The organism is Acidiferrobacter thiooxydans, assembly GCF_003333315.1.
GTDB classification, from domain to species: domain Bacteria; phylum Pseudomonadota; class Gammaproteobacteria; order Acidiferrobacterales; family Acidiferrobacteraceae; genus Acidiferrobacter; species Acidiferrobacter thiooxydans.
In genome coordinates this window covers 366894-381970 of record NZ_PSYR01000001.1, presented here as the reverse complement: position 1 = coordinate 381970, position 15077 = coordinate 366894, and the positions used below count along the sequence as shown (strand labels likewise).

14 protein-coding genes and 1 pseudogene are annotated in these 15077 nt (G+C 65.3%); 8 read left to right on the top strand and 7 right to left on the bottom strand.

Features of this window, described 5'->3' with window-relative positions; translation table 11 throughout:
• The first annotated feature begins 30 nt into the window (after positions 1 to 30).
• From C4900_RS01985 to C4900_RS01960, 6 genes and pseudogenes are all read left to right on the top strand, one after another.
• A complete protein-coding gene (locus C4900_RS01985) occupies positions 31 to 1560 on the top strand; it encodes a hypothetical protein (protein WP_114282224.1) in 1530 nt (509 codons plus the stop codon).
• Positions 1529 to 2788, top strand: a complete 1260-nt coding sequence (gene hemA, locus C4900_RS01980) for a glutamyl-tRNA reductase (RefSeq protein ID WP_114282223.1) — start codon at positions 1529 to 1531, stop codon at positions 2786 to 2788. The genes C4900_RS01985 and hemA overlap by 32 nt, the downstream gene beginning before the upstream one ends.
• Positions 2788 to 3870 (top strand): peptide chain release factor 1, encoded by a 1083-nt coding sequence (gene prfA, locus C4900_RS01975; protein WP_065971458.1) that lies wholly within the window; start codon positions 2788 to 2790, stop codon positions 3868 to 3870. The genes hemA and prfA overlap by 1 nt, the downstream gene beginning before the upstream one ends.
• The gene (prmC, locus tag C4900_RS01970) at positions 3867 to 4721 is read left to right on the top strand and encodes a peptide chain release factor N(5)-glutamine methyltransferase (protein ID WP_114282222.1); all 855 of its coding nucleotides are present in this window, start codon (positions 3867 to 3869) and stop codon (positions 4719 to 4721) included. Before prfA ends, prmC begins: the two co-directional genes overlap by 4 nt.
• Positions 4714 to 5460 carry a HesA/MoeB/ThiF family protein gene (locus tag C4900_RS01965; protein ID WP_211306720.1) on the top strand — a complete coding sequence of 249 codons (747 nt, stop codon included), beginning with the start codon at positions 4714 to 4716 and terminating at the stop codon, positions 5458 to 5460. The genes prmC and C4900_RS01965 overlap by 8 nt, the downstream gene beginning before the upstream one ends.
• Positions 5461 to 6214: 754 nt before the next feature.
• Positions 6215 to 6487 (top strand): annotated as a pseudogene (locus C4900_RS01960) (hypothetical protein); the annotation flags it as partial.
• 128 nt (positions 6488 to 6615) lie between these two features.
• On the opposite strand, the gene slmA reads toward C4900_RS01960, so the two are convergent.
• The 4 genes from slmA to C4900_RS01940 form a co-directional block, all read right to left on the bottom strand.
• Complete coding sequence (gene slmA, locus C4900_RS01955) at positions 6616 to 7212, bottom strand: nucleoid occlusion factor SlmA (RefSeq protein ID WP_065971462.1); 597 nt, start codon at positions 7210 to 7212, stop codon at positions 6616 to 6618.
• 3 nt (positions 7213 to 7215) lie between these two features.
• The gene (locus C4900_RS01950) at positions 7216 to 7482 is read right to left on the bottom strand and encodes a hypothetical protein (RefSeq protein ID WP_114282221.1); all 267 of its coding nucleotides are present in this window, start codon (positions 7480 to 7482) and stop codon (positions 7216 to 7218) included.
• A gap of 24 nt (positions 7483 to 7506) precedes the next feature.
• Positions 7507 to 8385, bottom strand: coding sequence for an acetylglutamate kinase (gene argB, locus C4900_RS01945; RefSeq protein WP_065971463.1), 879 nt, complete (start codon positions 8383 to 8385; stop codon positions 7507 to 7509).
• A gap of 146 nt (positions 8386 to 8531) precedes the next feature.
• Positions 8532 to 8981, bottom strand: a complete 450-nt coding sequence (locus tag C4900_RS01940) for an Hsp20/alpha crystallin family protein (RefSeq protein ID WP_141689343.1) — start codon at positions 8979 to 8981, stop codon at positions 8532 to 8534.
• A gap of 937 nt (positions 8982 to 9918) precedes the next feature.
• On the opposite strand from C4900_RS01940, the gene C4900_RS01935 reads away from it, so the two are divergent.
• Positions 9919 to 10410 carry a CBS domain-containing protein gene (locus tag C4900_RS01935; RefSeq protein WP_065971464.1) on the top strand — a complete coding sequence of 164 codons (492 nt, stop codon included), beginning with the start codon at positions 9919 to 9921 and terminating at the stop codon, positions 10408 to 10410.
• A gap of 51 nt (positions 10411 to 10461) precedes the next feature.
• The gene (locus C4900_RS01930) at positions 10462 to 12831 is read left to right on the top strand and encodes a plasma-membrane proton-efflux P-type ATPase (protein WP_211306719.1); all 2370 of its coding nucleotides are present in this window, start codon (positions 10462 to 10464) and stop codon (positions 12829 to 12831) included.
• Between the two features lie 103 nt (positions 12832 to 12934).
• Here the strand turns inward: C4900_RS01930 and hslU are convergent, their stop codons facing one another.
• The 3 genes from hslU to C4900_RS01915 form a co-directional block, all read right to left on the bottom strand.
• Positions 12935 to 14278, bottom strand: a complete 1344-nt coding sequence (gene hslU, locus C4900_RS01925; protein WP_065971465.1) for an ATP-dependent protease ATPase subunit HslU — start codon at positions 14276 to 14278, stop codon at positions 12935 to 12937.
• Positions 14278 to 14820 (bottom strand): ATP-dependent protease subunit HslV, encoded by a 543-nt coding sequence (gene hslV, locus C4900_RS01920; RefSeq protein WP_065971477.1) that lies wholly within the window; start codon positions 14818 to 14820, stop codon positions 14278 to 14280. Before hslV ends, hslU begins: the two co-directional genes overlap by 1 nt.
• A gap of 65 nt (positions 14821 to 14885) precedes the next feature.
• A complete protein-coding gene (locus C4900_RS01915) occupies positions 14886 to 15074 on the bottom strand; it encodes a hypothetical protein (RefSeq protein WP_211306717.1) in 189 nt (62 codons plus the stop codon).
• Between the last annotated feature and the right edge of the window lie 3 nt (positions 15075 to 15077).

The window sequence follows — 15077 nt, the reverse complement described above, 5'->3', positions numbered from 1 at the left end:
TCTCCGAAAGCCCGCGGGAGACCTTGTGCCATGAACTTGATTCTACTCCCCCTGATCGCCATCCCGGTCCTGGCCTTGGCCTACCGCTTCCTGGGCCGGCTCGCGCTCGCGCTTGGGGAAGGCCCGGGCCATTATAGTACAGAGCCGACCGCCGCGGCAGACCCGGGGATCGTCGCCGGACTCCATGACCTAGGCCTCCTCGGAACCCCATTGCTGCTGGCGGGCGCGGCCTTTGGTCTGCGCTTTGGCTGGGGCCCGGCGCTGCTCGCGATCCTCCTGTCCGGCACCACCGTGGGGGCCGCCTGCGCGCTCGCCCAGAGCCGGCTGCAGGCGCCACCGGCGTGGCGGACCGCCAACAGTATCGCGCGCCTGCTCATAAGTGCCATTCTCGCGCTCGTGTGGGCGGGCCTTGCCGCGCATGGCAGCCGCGCGCTTTTGACCTTTGTCGTCTTGTATCTCGCCGCCGACCGCCTGATCCCATTACTGCTCGCCCGGCGCGCCGACCTCGCCGGCGGCCTGCTGCTGGTCGCGGCCATCGGTGTGCTGTTTTCGGCGATCGGCCTCTCCGCGCCGCTTGCGCTCCACGGCACGGTGCGTATCGTCATCGGACCCTATCAGCGCCTGACCCCGGTTGCACCGGTATTCTTTTACGGCCTGCTATTGGTCATGCTGATCCAGAAAAAGCGCGCGCGCCGCCTGGCATTGCGCCCCGCCTATGGGGCGGTCGGGGCCTTGCTACTCGCGGCGGTGACGGTCTGTCTGTTCGTGGCCGCCCTTGTGAGTCACCCGCCGCTTGTCATTCCGCGACTGCGTCAGGGACACCTGGCCATGGCGCTCCCGCTTCTGGCCTGCGCGCTCCCCTTTGCCGCGGCCCTGGCGCCATTCGGGGACAACCCCGTGAGCCGCCGGCCGTTGTCGGCGATCTACCTCACCCTGCTTGTGGAAGCCGCCTGTGCAGTGGCCTTCCTCGTGGCCACCGTAAGCGACCTCCCGGATAGCGGGGCATGGACACACTTCTTCGATCACGGCCCTGATGTCGTGGCGCTTCTCGGCGCTGGCGTCGCGGGGAGCCGCCGACTCCTGGCCGCCATCGGCCTCGGCCCATGGGTGAGCGAGACTTTAAGGGCGAGCCTGCTTTTGCTGACCGCCGCTGCCCTCGAAAGCCAGCAGGAGGCCCTCGGCCGGGAGCGCTGGCCGCTTGGCCGCGTCCAGCCCCTGATGGCCACCGCCCTGCTCGGTGCGGGGTTGTGGACGATCCAAGGCCTCGGTGCCGACAGCGAGTTGTTCCTCGCATCCCTGCTCGCTGCCGGGGCGGCATTTGCCTTGATCCTGGCGGGCCGCGCCTTTCCGGGGTTTATGGTATCCTTGGGGTATATCTTGTTGGCGTTGGCCGACATTGCGGTGATCGTCATCGGATGGACAGGCGCGGCCTCGCATCCGATACGGGCGGTCCTGGCCGTCGCCGTTATAACATTCGAGGTCGTCGCCGCGGCCCGGATTTGGGGATCTCCGTCTCGGTCCAAAGACCATGCACCTCGTAACACTGGGCATCAACCATAAAACCGCACCGGTCGCACTCCGCGAGCAGGCGGCCTTTGATCCGCAGACCCTGCCCGATGCCCTGCGCGCCGTGACCGAGGCTGGGGCCGGCGAGGCCACGATCCTGTCGACCTGCAACCGCACGGAACTCTACTGCGGTCTAGACAGCGCCTCCGAGGAATCGCTGATCGACTGGTTTTGTCACTACCACAGACTCACCCCGCGCACGGTCCGTCCGTATCTCTATGTTCATGATGGGCGTCTGGCGGTCGCGCACGCCTTTCGCGTGGCCTCCGGCCTCGACTCCCTGGTCCTCGGCGAACCGCAGATATTGGGCCAGATGAAGACCGCGTTCGCCGCGGCCTACAAGGCCGGAACCACCGGCAAGCTCTTGAACCGCCTGTTCCAGCACACCTTCTCGGTCGCAAAGCAGGTGCGCACGGACACCGCCATCGGCGCCAATGCGGTATCGGTGGCGTACGCGGCGGTGAGTCTCGCGCGGCGCATCTTCGACAATCTGTCTCATCAGACGGTGCTGTTGATCGGCGCCGGCGAAATGATAGAACTGGCCGCCCGTCACCTGAAGGAACAAGGGATCCGGCGCATGATCGTGGCCAATCGGACCGTCGAGCGCGCGAGCAGCCTCGGGGGCATCTACGGGGCCGAGGCGGTGTCGCTTCTCGAGCTCTCGGACTATCTGGCGAGCGCCGATATCGTGATCTCGTGCACCGCGAGTGTCCTGCCGCTGCTCGGCAAAGGCGCGGTGGAAAGCGCGCTGAAGGCACGCAAGCACCGCCCGATGTTCCTCGTCGATCTCGCCGTGCCGCGCGACATAGAGCCGGAGGTCGGCGAACTGTCCGACGTCTATCTGTACACCATAGACGACCTGAAAGGCGTCATAGAGGAGAACATGGAATCCCGCCAGGCGGCCGCTCGTCAGGCGGAGACGATCATCGAGGGCGAGGTGATCGAGTTCATGCGCTGGGTACGCTCACTGGATTCGGTGCCCACGGTACGCGCGCTGCGGGCGGCCACCGAGGCCTTGCGGGACGCCGAGCTCGAACGCGCCCGGCGGGCGCTAGAGCGCGGCGAGCCCGCCGAGCAGGTGCTGCTGCGCTTCGCCCATGCCCTCACCAACAAATTCATGCACGCCCCGAGCACGACCTTGCGGGATGCCAAGACCGGCAGCGATCTCGACCTGGTCGGCGCAACCCGCGCCCTGTTCCGACTCGACGACAAGGCATCCTGATGCAGTCCTCGCTGACTACCAAACTCGAGCGTCTGGCATCGCGGCTCGAGGAGACCACAGCCGAGCTCTCGGACCCGCTCGTGACCCAGGACCAGGAACGCTTCCGGCGGCTGTCGCGCGAACACGCCGAACTCACCCCCGTGGTAGAGCGCTTCACCGTCTGGCGCCGGACCGAGGAGCAGATGGCGGCCGCCCAATCCCTGCTGCAAGATACCGATCCCGAGGTGCGCGCCATGGCGAGCGAGGAGATCGCGGCACTCGCCCGCTTGCGCGAGTCCTGCGAGGCGGACCTCAAGCGCCTCATGTTGCCGCGCGATCCCAATGACGAACGCAACATCTTCCTTGAGGTGCGCGCCGGCACCGGCGGCGACGAGGCCGCGCTGTTCGCGGGCGACCTGTATCGCATGTACGCGGGTTATGCGGCGCGCCAGGGCTGGCACATGGAGATCGTCCATGCCAGCGACGGCGAACATGGCGGCTACAAGGAGATCATCGCGCGATTGGCCGGCCCCTCAGTCTATTCGCGACTCAAGTTCGAATCGGGGGGACACAGGGTCCAGCGCGTGCCGGTCACCGAGGCGCAGGGGCGCATTCACACCTCGGCGTGTACGGTCGCGGTGATGGCCGAGGTGGAGGAGCGCGAGATCACGATCAACCCGGCGGACCTCAAGATCGACACCTTTCGCGCCTCGGGGGCCGGTGGCCAGCATGTCAACAAGACCGATTCGGCGATTCGCATCACGCATCTCCCCACAGGGCTTGTCGTCGAATGCCAGGACGAGCGATCGCAACACAAGAACCGCTCGCGGGCGCTGTCGATCCTGGCCTCGCGACTACGTGAACAGGAGTTGCGCGCCAAACAGGAGCAGGAGGCGGCCACGCGCCGCCGGCTTGTGGGCAGCGGCGACCGCTCCGAGCGCATACGCACCTATAACTTTCCCCAAGGGCGGGTGACCGATCATCGCATCAATCTCACCCTCTACCGCCTGGAGCGCGTCCTCGAAGGCGACCTGGACGAGCTGATCGACGCCTTGATCGCCGAGGACCAGACCGAACAGCTCGCCGCGCTCGCCCTCGAATGACGACCGTGCGCGCCTTCCTGGCAGAGGTCGCGCGCCCGACCCCCGGATGCCCCGCCGGACAGTCGCCATGTTGCCCCGTGCAGGAGGTGTGGGCGCTCGGCTGCCATGTCCTGCGGCGCCCGCTCGCGCGGCTGCTGGCGGCCAGTGCCGCCGAGAGATTGGACCCCGAGGACGAGGCGCGCTGGCGTGCGCTCATCGCGCGCCGCGCGCTCGGTGAGCCACTTGCCTACCTCGTCGGCCACGCGGAATTCTGGTCGCTTGCCCTTAGCGTCACACCAGACGTGCTGGTGCCGCGACCCGAGACCGAGATCCTGGTGGAGCGGGCACTGGATACGCCGGCCGTTGAAGGGGCCACGTATCTCGATGTCGGAACCGGGTCGGGGGCAGTGGCGCTCGCCCTCAAAAAGGAGCGGCCGCGGGCACTGGTCGCGGCCTGCGATCAAAGTCCGGCGGCGCTGGCCATAGCGCGCGCCAACGCCACGGCCTTGGGGCTCGACGTGGCCTTCTGGAACGGCTCCTGGAGCGACGCGATCGCCGCTTGCTCTTGCGATCTCGTGGTGAGCAACCCCCCTTACATCGAGAGCGCCGATCCCTGTCTCAACGGTGACGGATTGCGATACGAACCGCGCGACGCCCTCGACGGCGGGGACGACGGCCTGCGCGCCATCGCCGCATTGATCCCCGCGGCGGTACGCGTCCTGCGCCCCGGCGGTCGTCTGCTCATCGAGCACGGCGCCCGGCAGGACCGTCCGGTCCGATCACTCTTTGAACACGCAGGCCTCACGGACATCGTCACCCACCCCGACTATGCGGGTCACGCGCGCGTGACCGGGGGGATTTGGCGTGGATGACGCCGCGCTCCTGCGCCATAGCGCCCACATCTTCCTGCCGGAAATGGGTGTCGAGGGGGTCTTGCGCCTTGCCCGCGCGCGCGTGCTGATCGTGGGCCTGGGCGGTCTCGGCTCGGTGGTGGCCTTGTATCTGGCGCGCGGCGGGGTCGGCGAACTCGTACTGGCCGATCCCGACACCGTGACCCTCTCCAACCTCCCGCGCCAGATCCTGTACGCCGACCGTCATGTCGGTCAACTCAAGACCGATGCCGCGCACGAGACCCTCGCGGGCCTGGGGGCGAGCGGCCTGCGCCTCGTCCCGGAGCGCCTGCAGGGCGCACGCCTGGCAGACGAGGTGGCGCGCGTCGACCTGGTGTGCGATGCCTCCGACAATTTCGCCACGCGCTTTGCGATTAATGAGGCCTGCGCGCAGGCCGCCATCCCCTTGGTGTCGGCGGCGGTGATCCGCATGACAGGCCAATTGCTCGTGGTACATCCGGGGGATAGCGCGGCTGGCTGCTATCGCTGCCTGTATCCCGAGGGCGGAGAGGACGCCGAGAGCTGTTCCGAGCGCGGGGTCCTGGGGCCGGTGGCCGGGGCGCTCGCCACCTTGCAGGCCGCCGAGGCCATGAAGGTACTGGCCGGTATCCCCACACCCCTGTCGCGCGATCTGTGGATGTTCGATGACGCAACCCTGGAGAGCCGTCGCGTCCGGCGTCGCCGGGACCCTGACTGCCCGGTGTGCAAGACCCGGCCCTGAGTGGCGCCCTTCCAAGGCTCGGGCCACCCCCGCCTCGCGAACGGCCCACCATGGGTGGATGGTCCCACGCGCACCCGCCATGGCGTGCCCCACACCCTCCGACCTAGTAACGATGACCGTCACCGCACGCACGCCCCACAATAGCGCGCTCGTACAGGAGGCAAGCGCATGGATCAGCAAGGCCGGTCGCCGCCGCAGCCCGAGGACACCATGCCCAGCCATCAAGGCGTCATGCCAGCGCACTCCGAGGGCGGGTACCGGGCGCGCGGCCAATGGGCCGGACGTACCGCCATGATCGCGCGCGGCGACTCTGGGATCGGGCACACGGCGGAGGCAGTCGCGGCCATCGGCATCGTCGTCAACCATGTCGGCGAACAACACCCCGTGGAGGATGTCTCACAGATCACCGCCGCGCAACGCGAGCGGACATTCGGGACCACTCTCTTCGGCTACTTCTGTCTGACACACGCGGCGCCGCTTTCCCTGAAACCCGGGAGCGCGATCACCGATGCGACCTCGGTGGCCGCCTACAAGGGCAAACCGCCCGTCATCGATGACGCGGCCAACGAGGGCGCCGTCGCAACTGCGAGCGCTAAGGACGTTACCCATGTCAGGAGGTGCCCCATAAAGCACCCCGGACAACCGGTCGCGGGGGCGCCCTGCATGCCTTCCTCGCCTCTTACGGCGTGCCCTATAGGACCGGACAGGTCCCGCATCCCAATAGGGACATGGTCATCAACGGTTAGGAGGATTTATGACGAAAGGAAAGGTTACGACCGATCATGGTACGATCCAGCACTGGATCGAGCAGCGCGGCGGCAAACCGGCGCGCGTGAAGTCCGCAAGCGACTCCTCGGGGGGCGGCCTGTTGCGCGTGGATTTTCCCGACCGCCGCGGGGAAGACCGACTCGAGGCGATCTCCTGGGAGAGCTTCTTCGAGACCTTCGACGAACGTGAGCTCGCCTTTCTTTATCAGGACGAGACCGCCGACGGCCACGAGAGCCGGTTCTCGAAATTCATAGAACGCGAGCCTGCGCACCCATCGTCCGGCGACGGCGCGGATCACGGTCACGAACCATCCGGGCCTGCCGCCAAGACCCACCACGGCAAAGGCGCGGCCGACCACAAGAAGCCTGGCCGGCCACATGCCAAGAGCTAAGACACGGGCTCGTGGGCGAACAGGGCGGCGCTAAGAACCGCCCACTGGGTGTCCCACTCGGCCAGCGGTGATATGCGAAATCGCGTGCGTACGGCCTGCGCCACGCGCCCGTCGGCGGTGGCCAGCAAGAGCTGGGCGCAGACCGAGGGCGCGGGCAGACCCGAGGGAAGGTTAGCGTCCCGCAACAGGGCGCGCAGGTGGGTCTCCAGACGGTCATAGAGTTGCGCCAACCGATCGCGTAGGCGCTCGTGCTCTCCGGCCAGCACCGCCCCCTGGAGCAGGTTCGCAAGCCCGTGATTCTTGTCGGCAAAGGCCAACCACAGATGCAAGACCTGGCCGACCTTGATGGAGCTCGCCACCGGTTCTGCACCGATGCGGTTGATGCGCGTAAAGAGGCTTTCTTCGATGAATTCGAACAACGCCTCAAACATCCGCGCCTTGCTCGGGAAATGCCGATAGAGCGCGGCCTCGGACACGCCCACCGCCGACGCCAGCTGGGCGGTGGTGATGGGCGCCCCCGAGGTCTCCTCGAGAAGGCGCGCCAAGGTCTCCAGGATCTCCTGGCGGCGCTCGCCGCGACGGGGTCGGGCCATGGCTCAGATCACGCGCGTCGCGTGCGTGATCTGACCGGCCGCATCCCACTGTACGCGAAACCGCCCCCAGCAGGGTATCCGCCCCGCCACGCACCCGGCGCCCTCGACCAGGATCTCCTCGAACGCAACCCCGCAGAGCGCACTGCCTTCGTCCTGCTCCAGGATCTCGACTGTGAGGCTGTCATTGTCCGGCCAGCCGTTCTGCGAGCACAGCATGGCGATCGCGGGTGTCGCGGCAAAATACCGGTCGATTGCCATCTTATCCATCATCCCCCCCTCTTATAGTGAGTCCCATCAGGCGTGGATCAAAGTGCCGACGCCATCGTCCGTCAGAACCTCGAGCAATACCGCATGGGCGACGCGCCCGTCAACGATATGCGCCGATCCGACCCCGGCGGCCACCGCGTCCAACGCGCAACGCACCTTGGGGAGCATCCCGCCGTGGATTACTCCCTCGGCCACCAGACGTTCGACATGCGCGGCATCGACACGCGCCATGAGCTGCCCATCCGCCCCTAGAACACCCGCGGTATTGGTCAGCAACAACAGCTTTTCGGCGCTCAGGGTCGCCGCTAGAGAGCCGGCGACGAGGTCGGCGTTGATATTATAGGTCGCCCCGTCATCACCGATGCCGATCGGGGCTATCACCGGAATGAAATCGCCCCCATCGAGCAGGCTCACGAGCTCCGCGTTTATGCCCGTGACCTCGCCGACATGCCCGATGTCGATGATCTCGCTTGGCAGGCCCTCGCCCGGGACCGCGTGCAGGGCCAGTTTGCGGGCCTTTATCATGGCCCCATCCTTGCCAGACAGCCCCACCGCCTTGCCGCCGTGGCGGTTGATCAGGTGCACGATCTCCTTGTTGACGAGCCCCCCAAGGACCATCTCGACAACGTCCATCGTCTCCTGATCGGTGACCCGCATCCCTTGCACAAACTGGCTTTCCTTGCCGATACGCGAAAGCAGCCGGCCGATCTGGGGGCCGCCGCCATGGACCACGACCGGATTCATACCGACGAGCTTCATCAACACGATGTCGCGCGCGAACCCATCCTTCAGGGCCGGATCCACCATGGCGTTGCCCCCGTATTTGATCACGAAGGTCTTGCCTTGGAACTTTCGGATATAGGGAAGCGCCTCGATGAGGAGGCCGACGGATGACGAGGACGGCACAGGGTTCTCCCGCGTAAGTGCGGCACAAGGTACCTGATTTCCCGCGTCATGTCAGCCGCGCACGACAACCCCTGGTATTGCCCGGTACTCAGGACCACAAACGACAAGGGCCCCCGATGGGGGCCCTCAAGGTGCGTCGCGCGACCTTAGGCGATCGTGATCTTCTTCGGCTTCATCTCCTCGGCCTTCGGCAGCGTAAGCTCCAGTACACCGTCCTTATAGCTCGCCGACACCTTCTTGTCGTCGATATGCGACCCAAGACGCACACTGCGCGACAGCTTGCCATAGCAGCGCTCCTCGCGGATCAGGCGATCGCCCGCCTTCTCCTCATGCTGGCGCTTGACCTCGCCGGAGACCGTCAATACGCCCTCGGCGAGGGTAATGTCGATATCCTCGCGACTGACGCCTGGCATGTCCATGCGGATCACATACTCGTTGTCGCGCTCGGTCACGTCCATGGCCGGTACCGCGCCCGCCGCTACGCCATTCTCCGTCCTGCGCCGCAGGGGCCGGAAAAAGCCCTCCAGCAGGTTGTCCAGTTCATCGTTTACAAGAGTCCATCCCGAATTCGTCGGGCTCGGCATCAAAGCTGCCATGATGATCACCTCCTGATGATAACGCTTACCGGGGAAAGCCTCCCCGTGACGGCTAGTAATTTGGGGGCTGCGCCCTGGTTTTCAAGGGTATTCCCGCGCAACCCGACGCGCGTGCCAGCCCGTCCGGACGACACAAACCGGCCTGCCATACTGTTCGGCATCCCCTCGCCGCCCCCTGCCCCGCCCGGCCGTCGTGTCGAGCGGCGAGCGGCTTATTAGAAAGCCCGGCGCCCCGATCTGACCCGCCACCCCAGGGTCTTGCAAAGCCCACCGCCTCGCCGGTCGTGGCCCAGGACAGGCGAGGCGGCGGTGCGCAGGCGGCCACGGGGTCGTCCCGCGGTCACGGCGCACCCAAGGGGTGCTGCCCCTGCCCCAAGTGGCGGCCCCGGCGGCGACACACGCGCAAGCGGGGCGTCCCGGCACGCCTACGAATGGCCGCGCAACCCCAAAAAGGTCATCATTTCGCCTCCTGAGCGCCCCTGTCCGGGGGGCTTGCGCTTTTGATTTTTTTACGGACTCATTGTCTCGCTTAATGCCAGTGTTTCGTTATATATTTAAATCCTGTGAGAAATGCCGTCGCACTCTCGAGAGCGAGTCCGTAAATTTCCTTTGTCTTTCATTGAGATAAATCAAGTCATAACGGAACTTTTTATGTTTATATAGACTACGGTTTTTTTGTCTCCAACTATCTATAGAAAGCCTTTATCCATCCCGATAGTCTTTTTCTCCCGCCATGCCCCTTGTCTGCGCCGTTCCCGTTCTTGCGGCTCACGCGGGCGCGTCCTATAGTCCTAGGCCTCGATGCAGCGCCGTCTCCAGATTCTCCGGCTTTGCGTCAGTCGCCGTTTATGTATTCCATATTCCCGGGAGGCTGGTTGCACAGGTATCGAGGTAGCGAGCACTGGGAATCGCACCGTTCCACCTACGGAGGTCCGTTATGCTCGTAAAAGACGTCATGACCACAAAAATGAAGACCGTACGGCCGGATAGCGCGCTGCGCGACGTGGCGACCGTGCTCGGGTTCTATCACATAAGCGGCCTGCCGGTGGTGACCGAAGACGGGACCCTCGTCGGCGTGATATCCGAAAAAGACGTGCTGCGCGCCCTGTACCCGAAGATAGATGACGCCATCCAGCTGTCGGCATCCGTGCAGTTTGGGGATCTCGACAGCGAGTTTCGTGACGTCATGGATGCGCGGGTCTCGGAGTTCATGACCGCCCATGTGTTTACCGTGGGGCCCGAGGATCCGATCCTGCGCGCGGTGGCGGTCATGATCGCCCATAAGATCCGGCGCATTCCCGTGGCCGTGGACCACAAGCTTGTCGGGATCCTCAGCATCGGCGATGTCCACAAGGCGGTCTTGAAGGAGACCTTCGATCACAAGCTTGGTCAGGGCAGCAAGAAACCGCAGCTAAAACCGCGGGTATAGGGGGCAGGCAGTGGCGATGATCGGGGGACAGCAACGGACACGAGGAGGGTTATGATGGGCGAGGCAGCGAGTGAGCGTAAGAAGGAGCATGTAGTAAACCCCAAGGGCCTGACCAGCGAAGAGGTGACACGGTTATTGGCCGAGTACGGGCCGAATGTCATCGCCGAGGACAAACCCAATCCGTTCCGGCTGTTTTTCAAAAAGCTATGGGGGCCAGTGCCGTGGATGCTCGAGGCCACGTTGGTCCTAGAGATCATCATGGGCAACAACATCGAAGGCCTCATCATCGGCTTTCTGCTGATATTCAACGCCATCCTCGGTTTCATGCATCAGCAAAAGGCCCAGAACGCCCTCAATATGCTAAGGACGCGCCTGCAGATCATGGCGCGCGTGCTGCGCGACGGCGCGTGGAAGCAGGTCGCCTCCTCAGAGCTTGTGCCCGGCGACTACGTGCATCTGCGCGTCGGCGACTTCGCGCCGGCGGATCTTGTGATCGCCGAGGGGCAGGTGCTGGTCGATCAATCGGCGCTCACCGGGGAGTCGGTGCCGGTGGAGCGCGAGCCGGGGGAGGTCGTATATTCGGGGTCGGTGCTGCGTCGCGGGGAGGCGAGCGGCAGCGTGACGGCGACCGGCAGCAAGAGCTTCTTTGGCAAGACCGCGGAGCTGATGCGCGGCGCCGGCAGCCGCAGCCATGCCGAGGAGTTGGTCATGTCCATCGTCCGTTATCTGCTGCTGATGGACGGCGCGTTGGTGATCGCGATCCTCATCTACGCGGCTATCACCGGTCTCTCGTTCATGAAGGTGATGCCGTTTGCGCTCATCTTGCTCGTCGCCTCGGTGCCGGTCGCACTCACCGCGACCTTCACGCTCACAAGCGCCGTGGCCTCACTCGATCTGTCCAGCAAGGGTGTGCTGCTCACGCGGCTTGCGGCCATCGAGGAATCGGCGGCCATGAACGAGCTTTGCAGCGACAAGACCGGGACCCTGACCCTGAACGAGCTCACGCTCTCGGGCATGCAGACGGCCGACGGCGTGGACGACGCCGACCTTCTGCTCATGGGCGCGCTCGCGAGCGACGAACGCACCCAGGACCCCCTGGACAAGGCGATCCTGGCGCGGCTCGCGGAGACCGGTGTGCGTGCCCCCGAAAAGACCGGCTTCATACCCTTCGACCCGGCCACCAAGCGCTCCGAGGCGACCTTCACGCGCGACGGCGAGACATGGCGCGCGGTCAAGGGTGCGCCGCATGTCGTGGCCAAGCTCGCCGGCGCCGACGGTGAGTTCTGGGAGACCGCGATCGCCGATCTCGCCGCGAGCGGGGCCCGCGTCCTTGGGGTCGCGGCTGGCCGTGACGGGGCCCTTACGTTCAAGGGGCTGATCGCGCTCGCCGACCCGCCACGCCCCGAGGCCCGCGGGATCATAGCCGATCTCCGTCAGTTGGGCGTGAGGGTGCGTATGGTGACCGGCGACAGCATGGCCACCGCGCGGGTCGTGGCCGCGGAGCTCGGCATGGAGGGGGTTGTGATCGGCGGCCGCGACGAGATCGCCAAGGGCGCCATCTGTGACATCTACGCCGGCGTCTATCCGGAGGACAAGTTCCGCCTGGTGCAGACCTTCCAGAATATCGGACACACAGTCGGGATGACCGGCGACGGGGTAAACGACGCGCCGGCCTTGAAACAGGCGGAGGTCGGGATCGCGGTGTCGAGCGCCACCGACGTCGCCAAGGCGGCGGCCAGCATGGTGCTGACCGAATCTGGCCTGAAGGGGGTGGTGGAGGCGGTCAAGACCGGGCGGCGGGTCTATCAGCGGCTTTTAACCTACACACTGAACAAGATCGTGAAGACCATACAGGTGGCGGTGTTCCTGAGCCTTGGGCTAATCATATTTCGGCACTTCGTGGTAACGCCGCTGCTCGTGCTGTTGCTGCTGTTCGCTAATGACTTCGTGACCATGTCGATTGCCAACGACAACGTGCGCGTGTCGCGCGAACCGGACATCTGGAACGTGCGCGTGCTCATCAAAACCTCGCTCATCATCGCCGTCGCATGGCTCGTCTACATCTTCGCGGTGTTTGGCGTGGGCAAAGACGTGCTGGGACTGCCGATTGCCGAACTGCGCACCCTAAGCTTCCTGGGTCTCGTGTATTCGGGCCTGTCCAACGTGCTTCTGGTGCGCGAGCGCTCCTATATGTGGTCCTCGCGCCCGGGCACCTATCTGCTGCTCGCGATCGTGGGCGACGTCATCCTGGTCTCGCTGCTCGCGCACTTCGGGCTGTTTGGCATGATGGCGCCCGTGACATGGTCGGCGATCGGCCTGCTGCTCGCGTTCACGATCCTCTTTGTGACGCTGCTCGACCTCATAAAGGTGCCGTTATTGCGCTCCCCGACATCGCGCACCGCCGAGGCCAGCGCCACCTAAGACCGCACCTTAACCTTGAAGGCCCTCCTTGCGAGGGCCTTTTTTATGGGCACAGGCCGGGCCGCATGCCGGGACGGGTCCCGCAGGGTCGGAGACGCCGGCGCTAGAGGATATAGCGCGCCAGATCCTCGTTGCCGGCAAGCGCCGAGAGGTGGTCGTCTACATAGGCGGCATCGATCGCGACTGTGGTGCCGCTCTTGTCAGGGGCTTCATAGGAGACGGTCTCGAGGAGCCTTTCCATGAGCGTATGTAGGCGGCGCGCGCCGATGTTCTCGGTGCGTTCGTTTACCTGAAAAGCGAGTTCCGCAATGCGGCGCACGCCGTCGCGCTGGAAGTCGAGGGTAAGGCCCTCGGTCGCGAGCAACGCGGTGTACTGCTCGGTGAGCGAGGCGTGGGTGTCCTTCAGGATGCGCTCGAAGTCATCAGCGGTCAGAGCGTCGAGCTCCACGCGGATCGGGAGGCGGCCCTGCAGTTCCGGGATGAGGTCTGAGGGGCGTGCCACATGAAACGCCCCCGAGGCAATGAACAGGATGTGGTCGGTACGCACCATCCCGTACTTGGTGGACACCGTCGACCCCTCGATGAGCGGCAGCAGATCCCTCTGCACCCCTTCCCGCGACACCTGCGCCCCCTGATTCTCCGCACGCCCCACGATCTTGTCGATCTCGTCGATGAAAACGATGCCATGCTGCTCGACGAGATCGACGGCGCGCGCCTTCATGTCATCCTCGTTCACGAGTCGGGCCGCCTCCTCCTCGGTCAGAAGCTTTATGGCCTCGCGGACCTTGAGACGCCTAAGCTTGGTCTGTTTATTGCCGAGGGTCTGGAACATCCCCTGCAGCTGGCTCGTCATCTCCTCCATGCCCGGGGGCGCGAATATCTCGACCCCCGGGGGCCCGGCGCGCACTTCGACCTCGATCTCGGTATCGTCGAGCTCGCCCATGCGCAGGCGTTGCCGGAAGCGCTGGCGCGCCGCCCCGCTGTCGTGCTCGGCGTGCGTGCGCGTAAGCGAGTAGGGGTTGTCGCGGGCCGGCGGGATCAGGGCGTCCAGCACCCGTTCCTCGGCGGCATCCTCAGCCTTAGCATGCACTCGCTCCATCTCCTGCGAACGCATCATCTTGACGGCGATCTCCACGAGGTCGCGCACGATGGAATCGACGTCGCGCCCGACATAGCCGACTTCCGTGAATTTGGTGGCCTCCACCTTCAAGAACGGGGCGCGCGCCAGCCGCGCGAGCCGGCGCGCGATCTCGGTCTTGCCGCAGCCGGTCGGGCCGATCATGAGGATGTTCTTCGGGGTAATCTCCATGCGCAGCTCGGCATCCTGCACCTGCGCGCGCCGCCAGCGATTACGCAACGCGATCGCCACGGCCCTCTTGGCCGCCCCTTGACCGACGATATGACGGTCGAGCTCTTGCACGATTTCCCGCGGCGTCATCTCCGACATCAGGCGTATCCCAGCTCTTCAATAGTGAGGTTGTGATTCGTATACAGGCAGATATCCCCGGCGATGTGCAAGGCGCGCTCGACAACGTCGCGCGCCGCGAGGTCGGTGTGGGCAAGCAGGGCGCGCGCGGCGGCCTGGGCGTAAGGACCGCCCGATCCGATGGCGATGAGCCCGTCCTCGGGCTCTATCACATCGCCGTTACCTGTCAGGATGAGCGAGGCATTCTTGTCGGCCACCGCCAGCAGGGCCTCGAGACGGCGCAGCAGGCGGTCGGTGCGCCAATCCTTGGCAAGCTCGACGGCCGCCCGGGTGAGATGCCCCTGGTGCTTCTCGAGCTTGGCCTCGAAGCGCTCGAACAATGTAAACGCATCGGCGGTGCCGCCCGCAAAGCCTGCCAGGATCGTCTCCTTATACAGCCGACGCACCTTGCGCGCATTGGCCTTCATGATGGTATGGCCCATCGTGACCTGGCCATCCCCACCGATCGCAACGTGTCCGTTGCGGCGTACCGACAAAATGGTCGTGCCGTGAAACTGCTCCAACATGCCCTCCCGCGACGATGCCTACACCCCATGTGGAGGCGGATGCCGCCAAAGGCAAGGGGTCGTCAGCGACCGAGAAAGCGATTGTCGGTCGCACGCCGGCCCTCGTTCTGGCGGCGGCCCCCCTGATCGGGCTCCCAACGCACCATGGTGCGCCGATCGCCACGCGTCCGCCGGACCCGCCACCGGCGGTCCGGACCACAATAGGTCGCGGTGCGTACGCGACCGGGAATCCCGTCACTCTTGACCATCATACC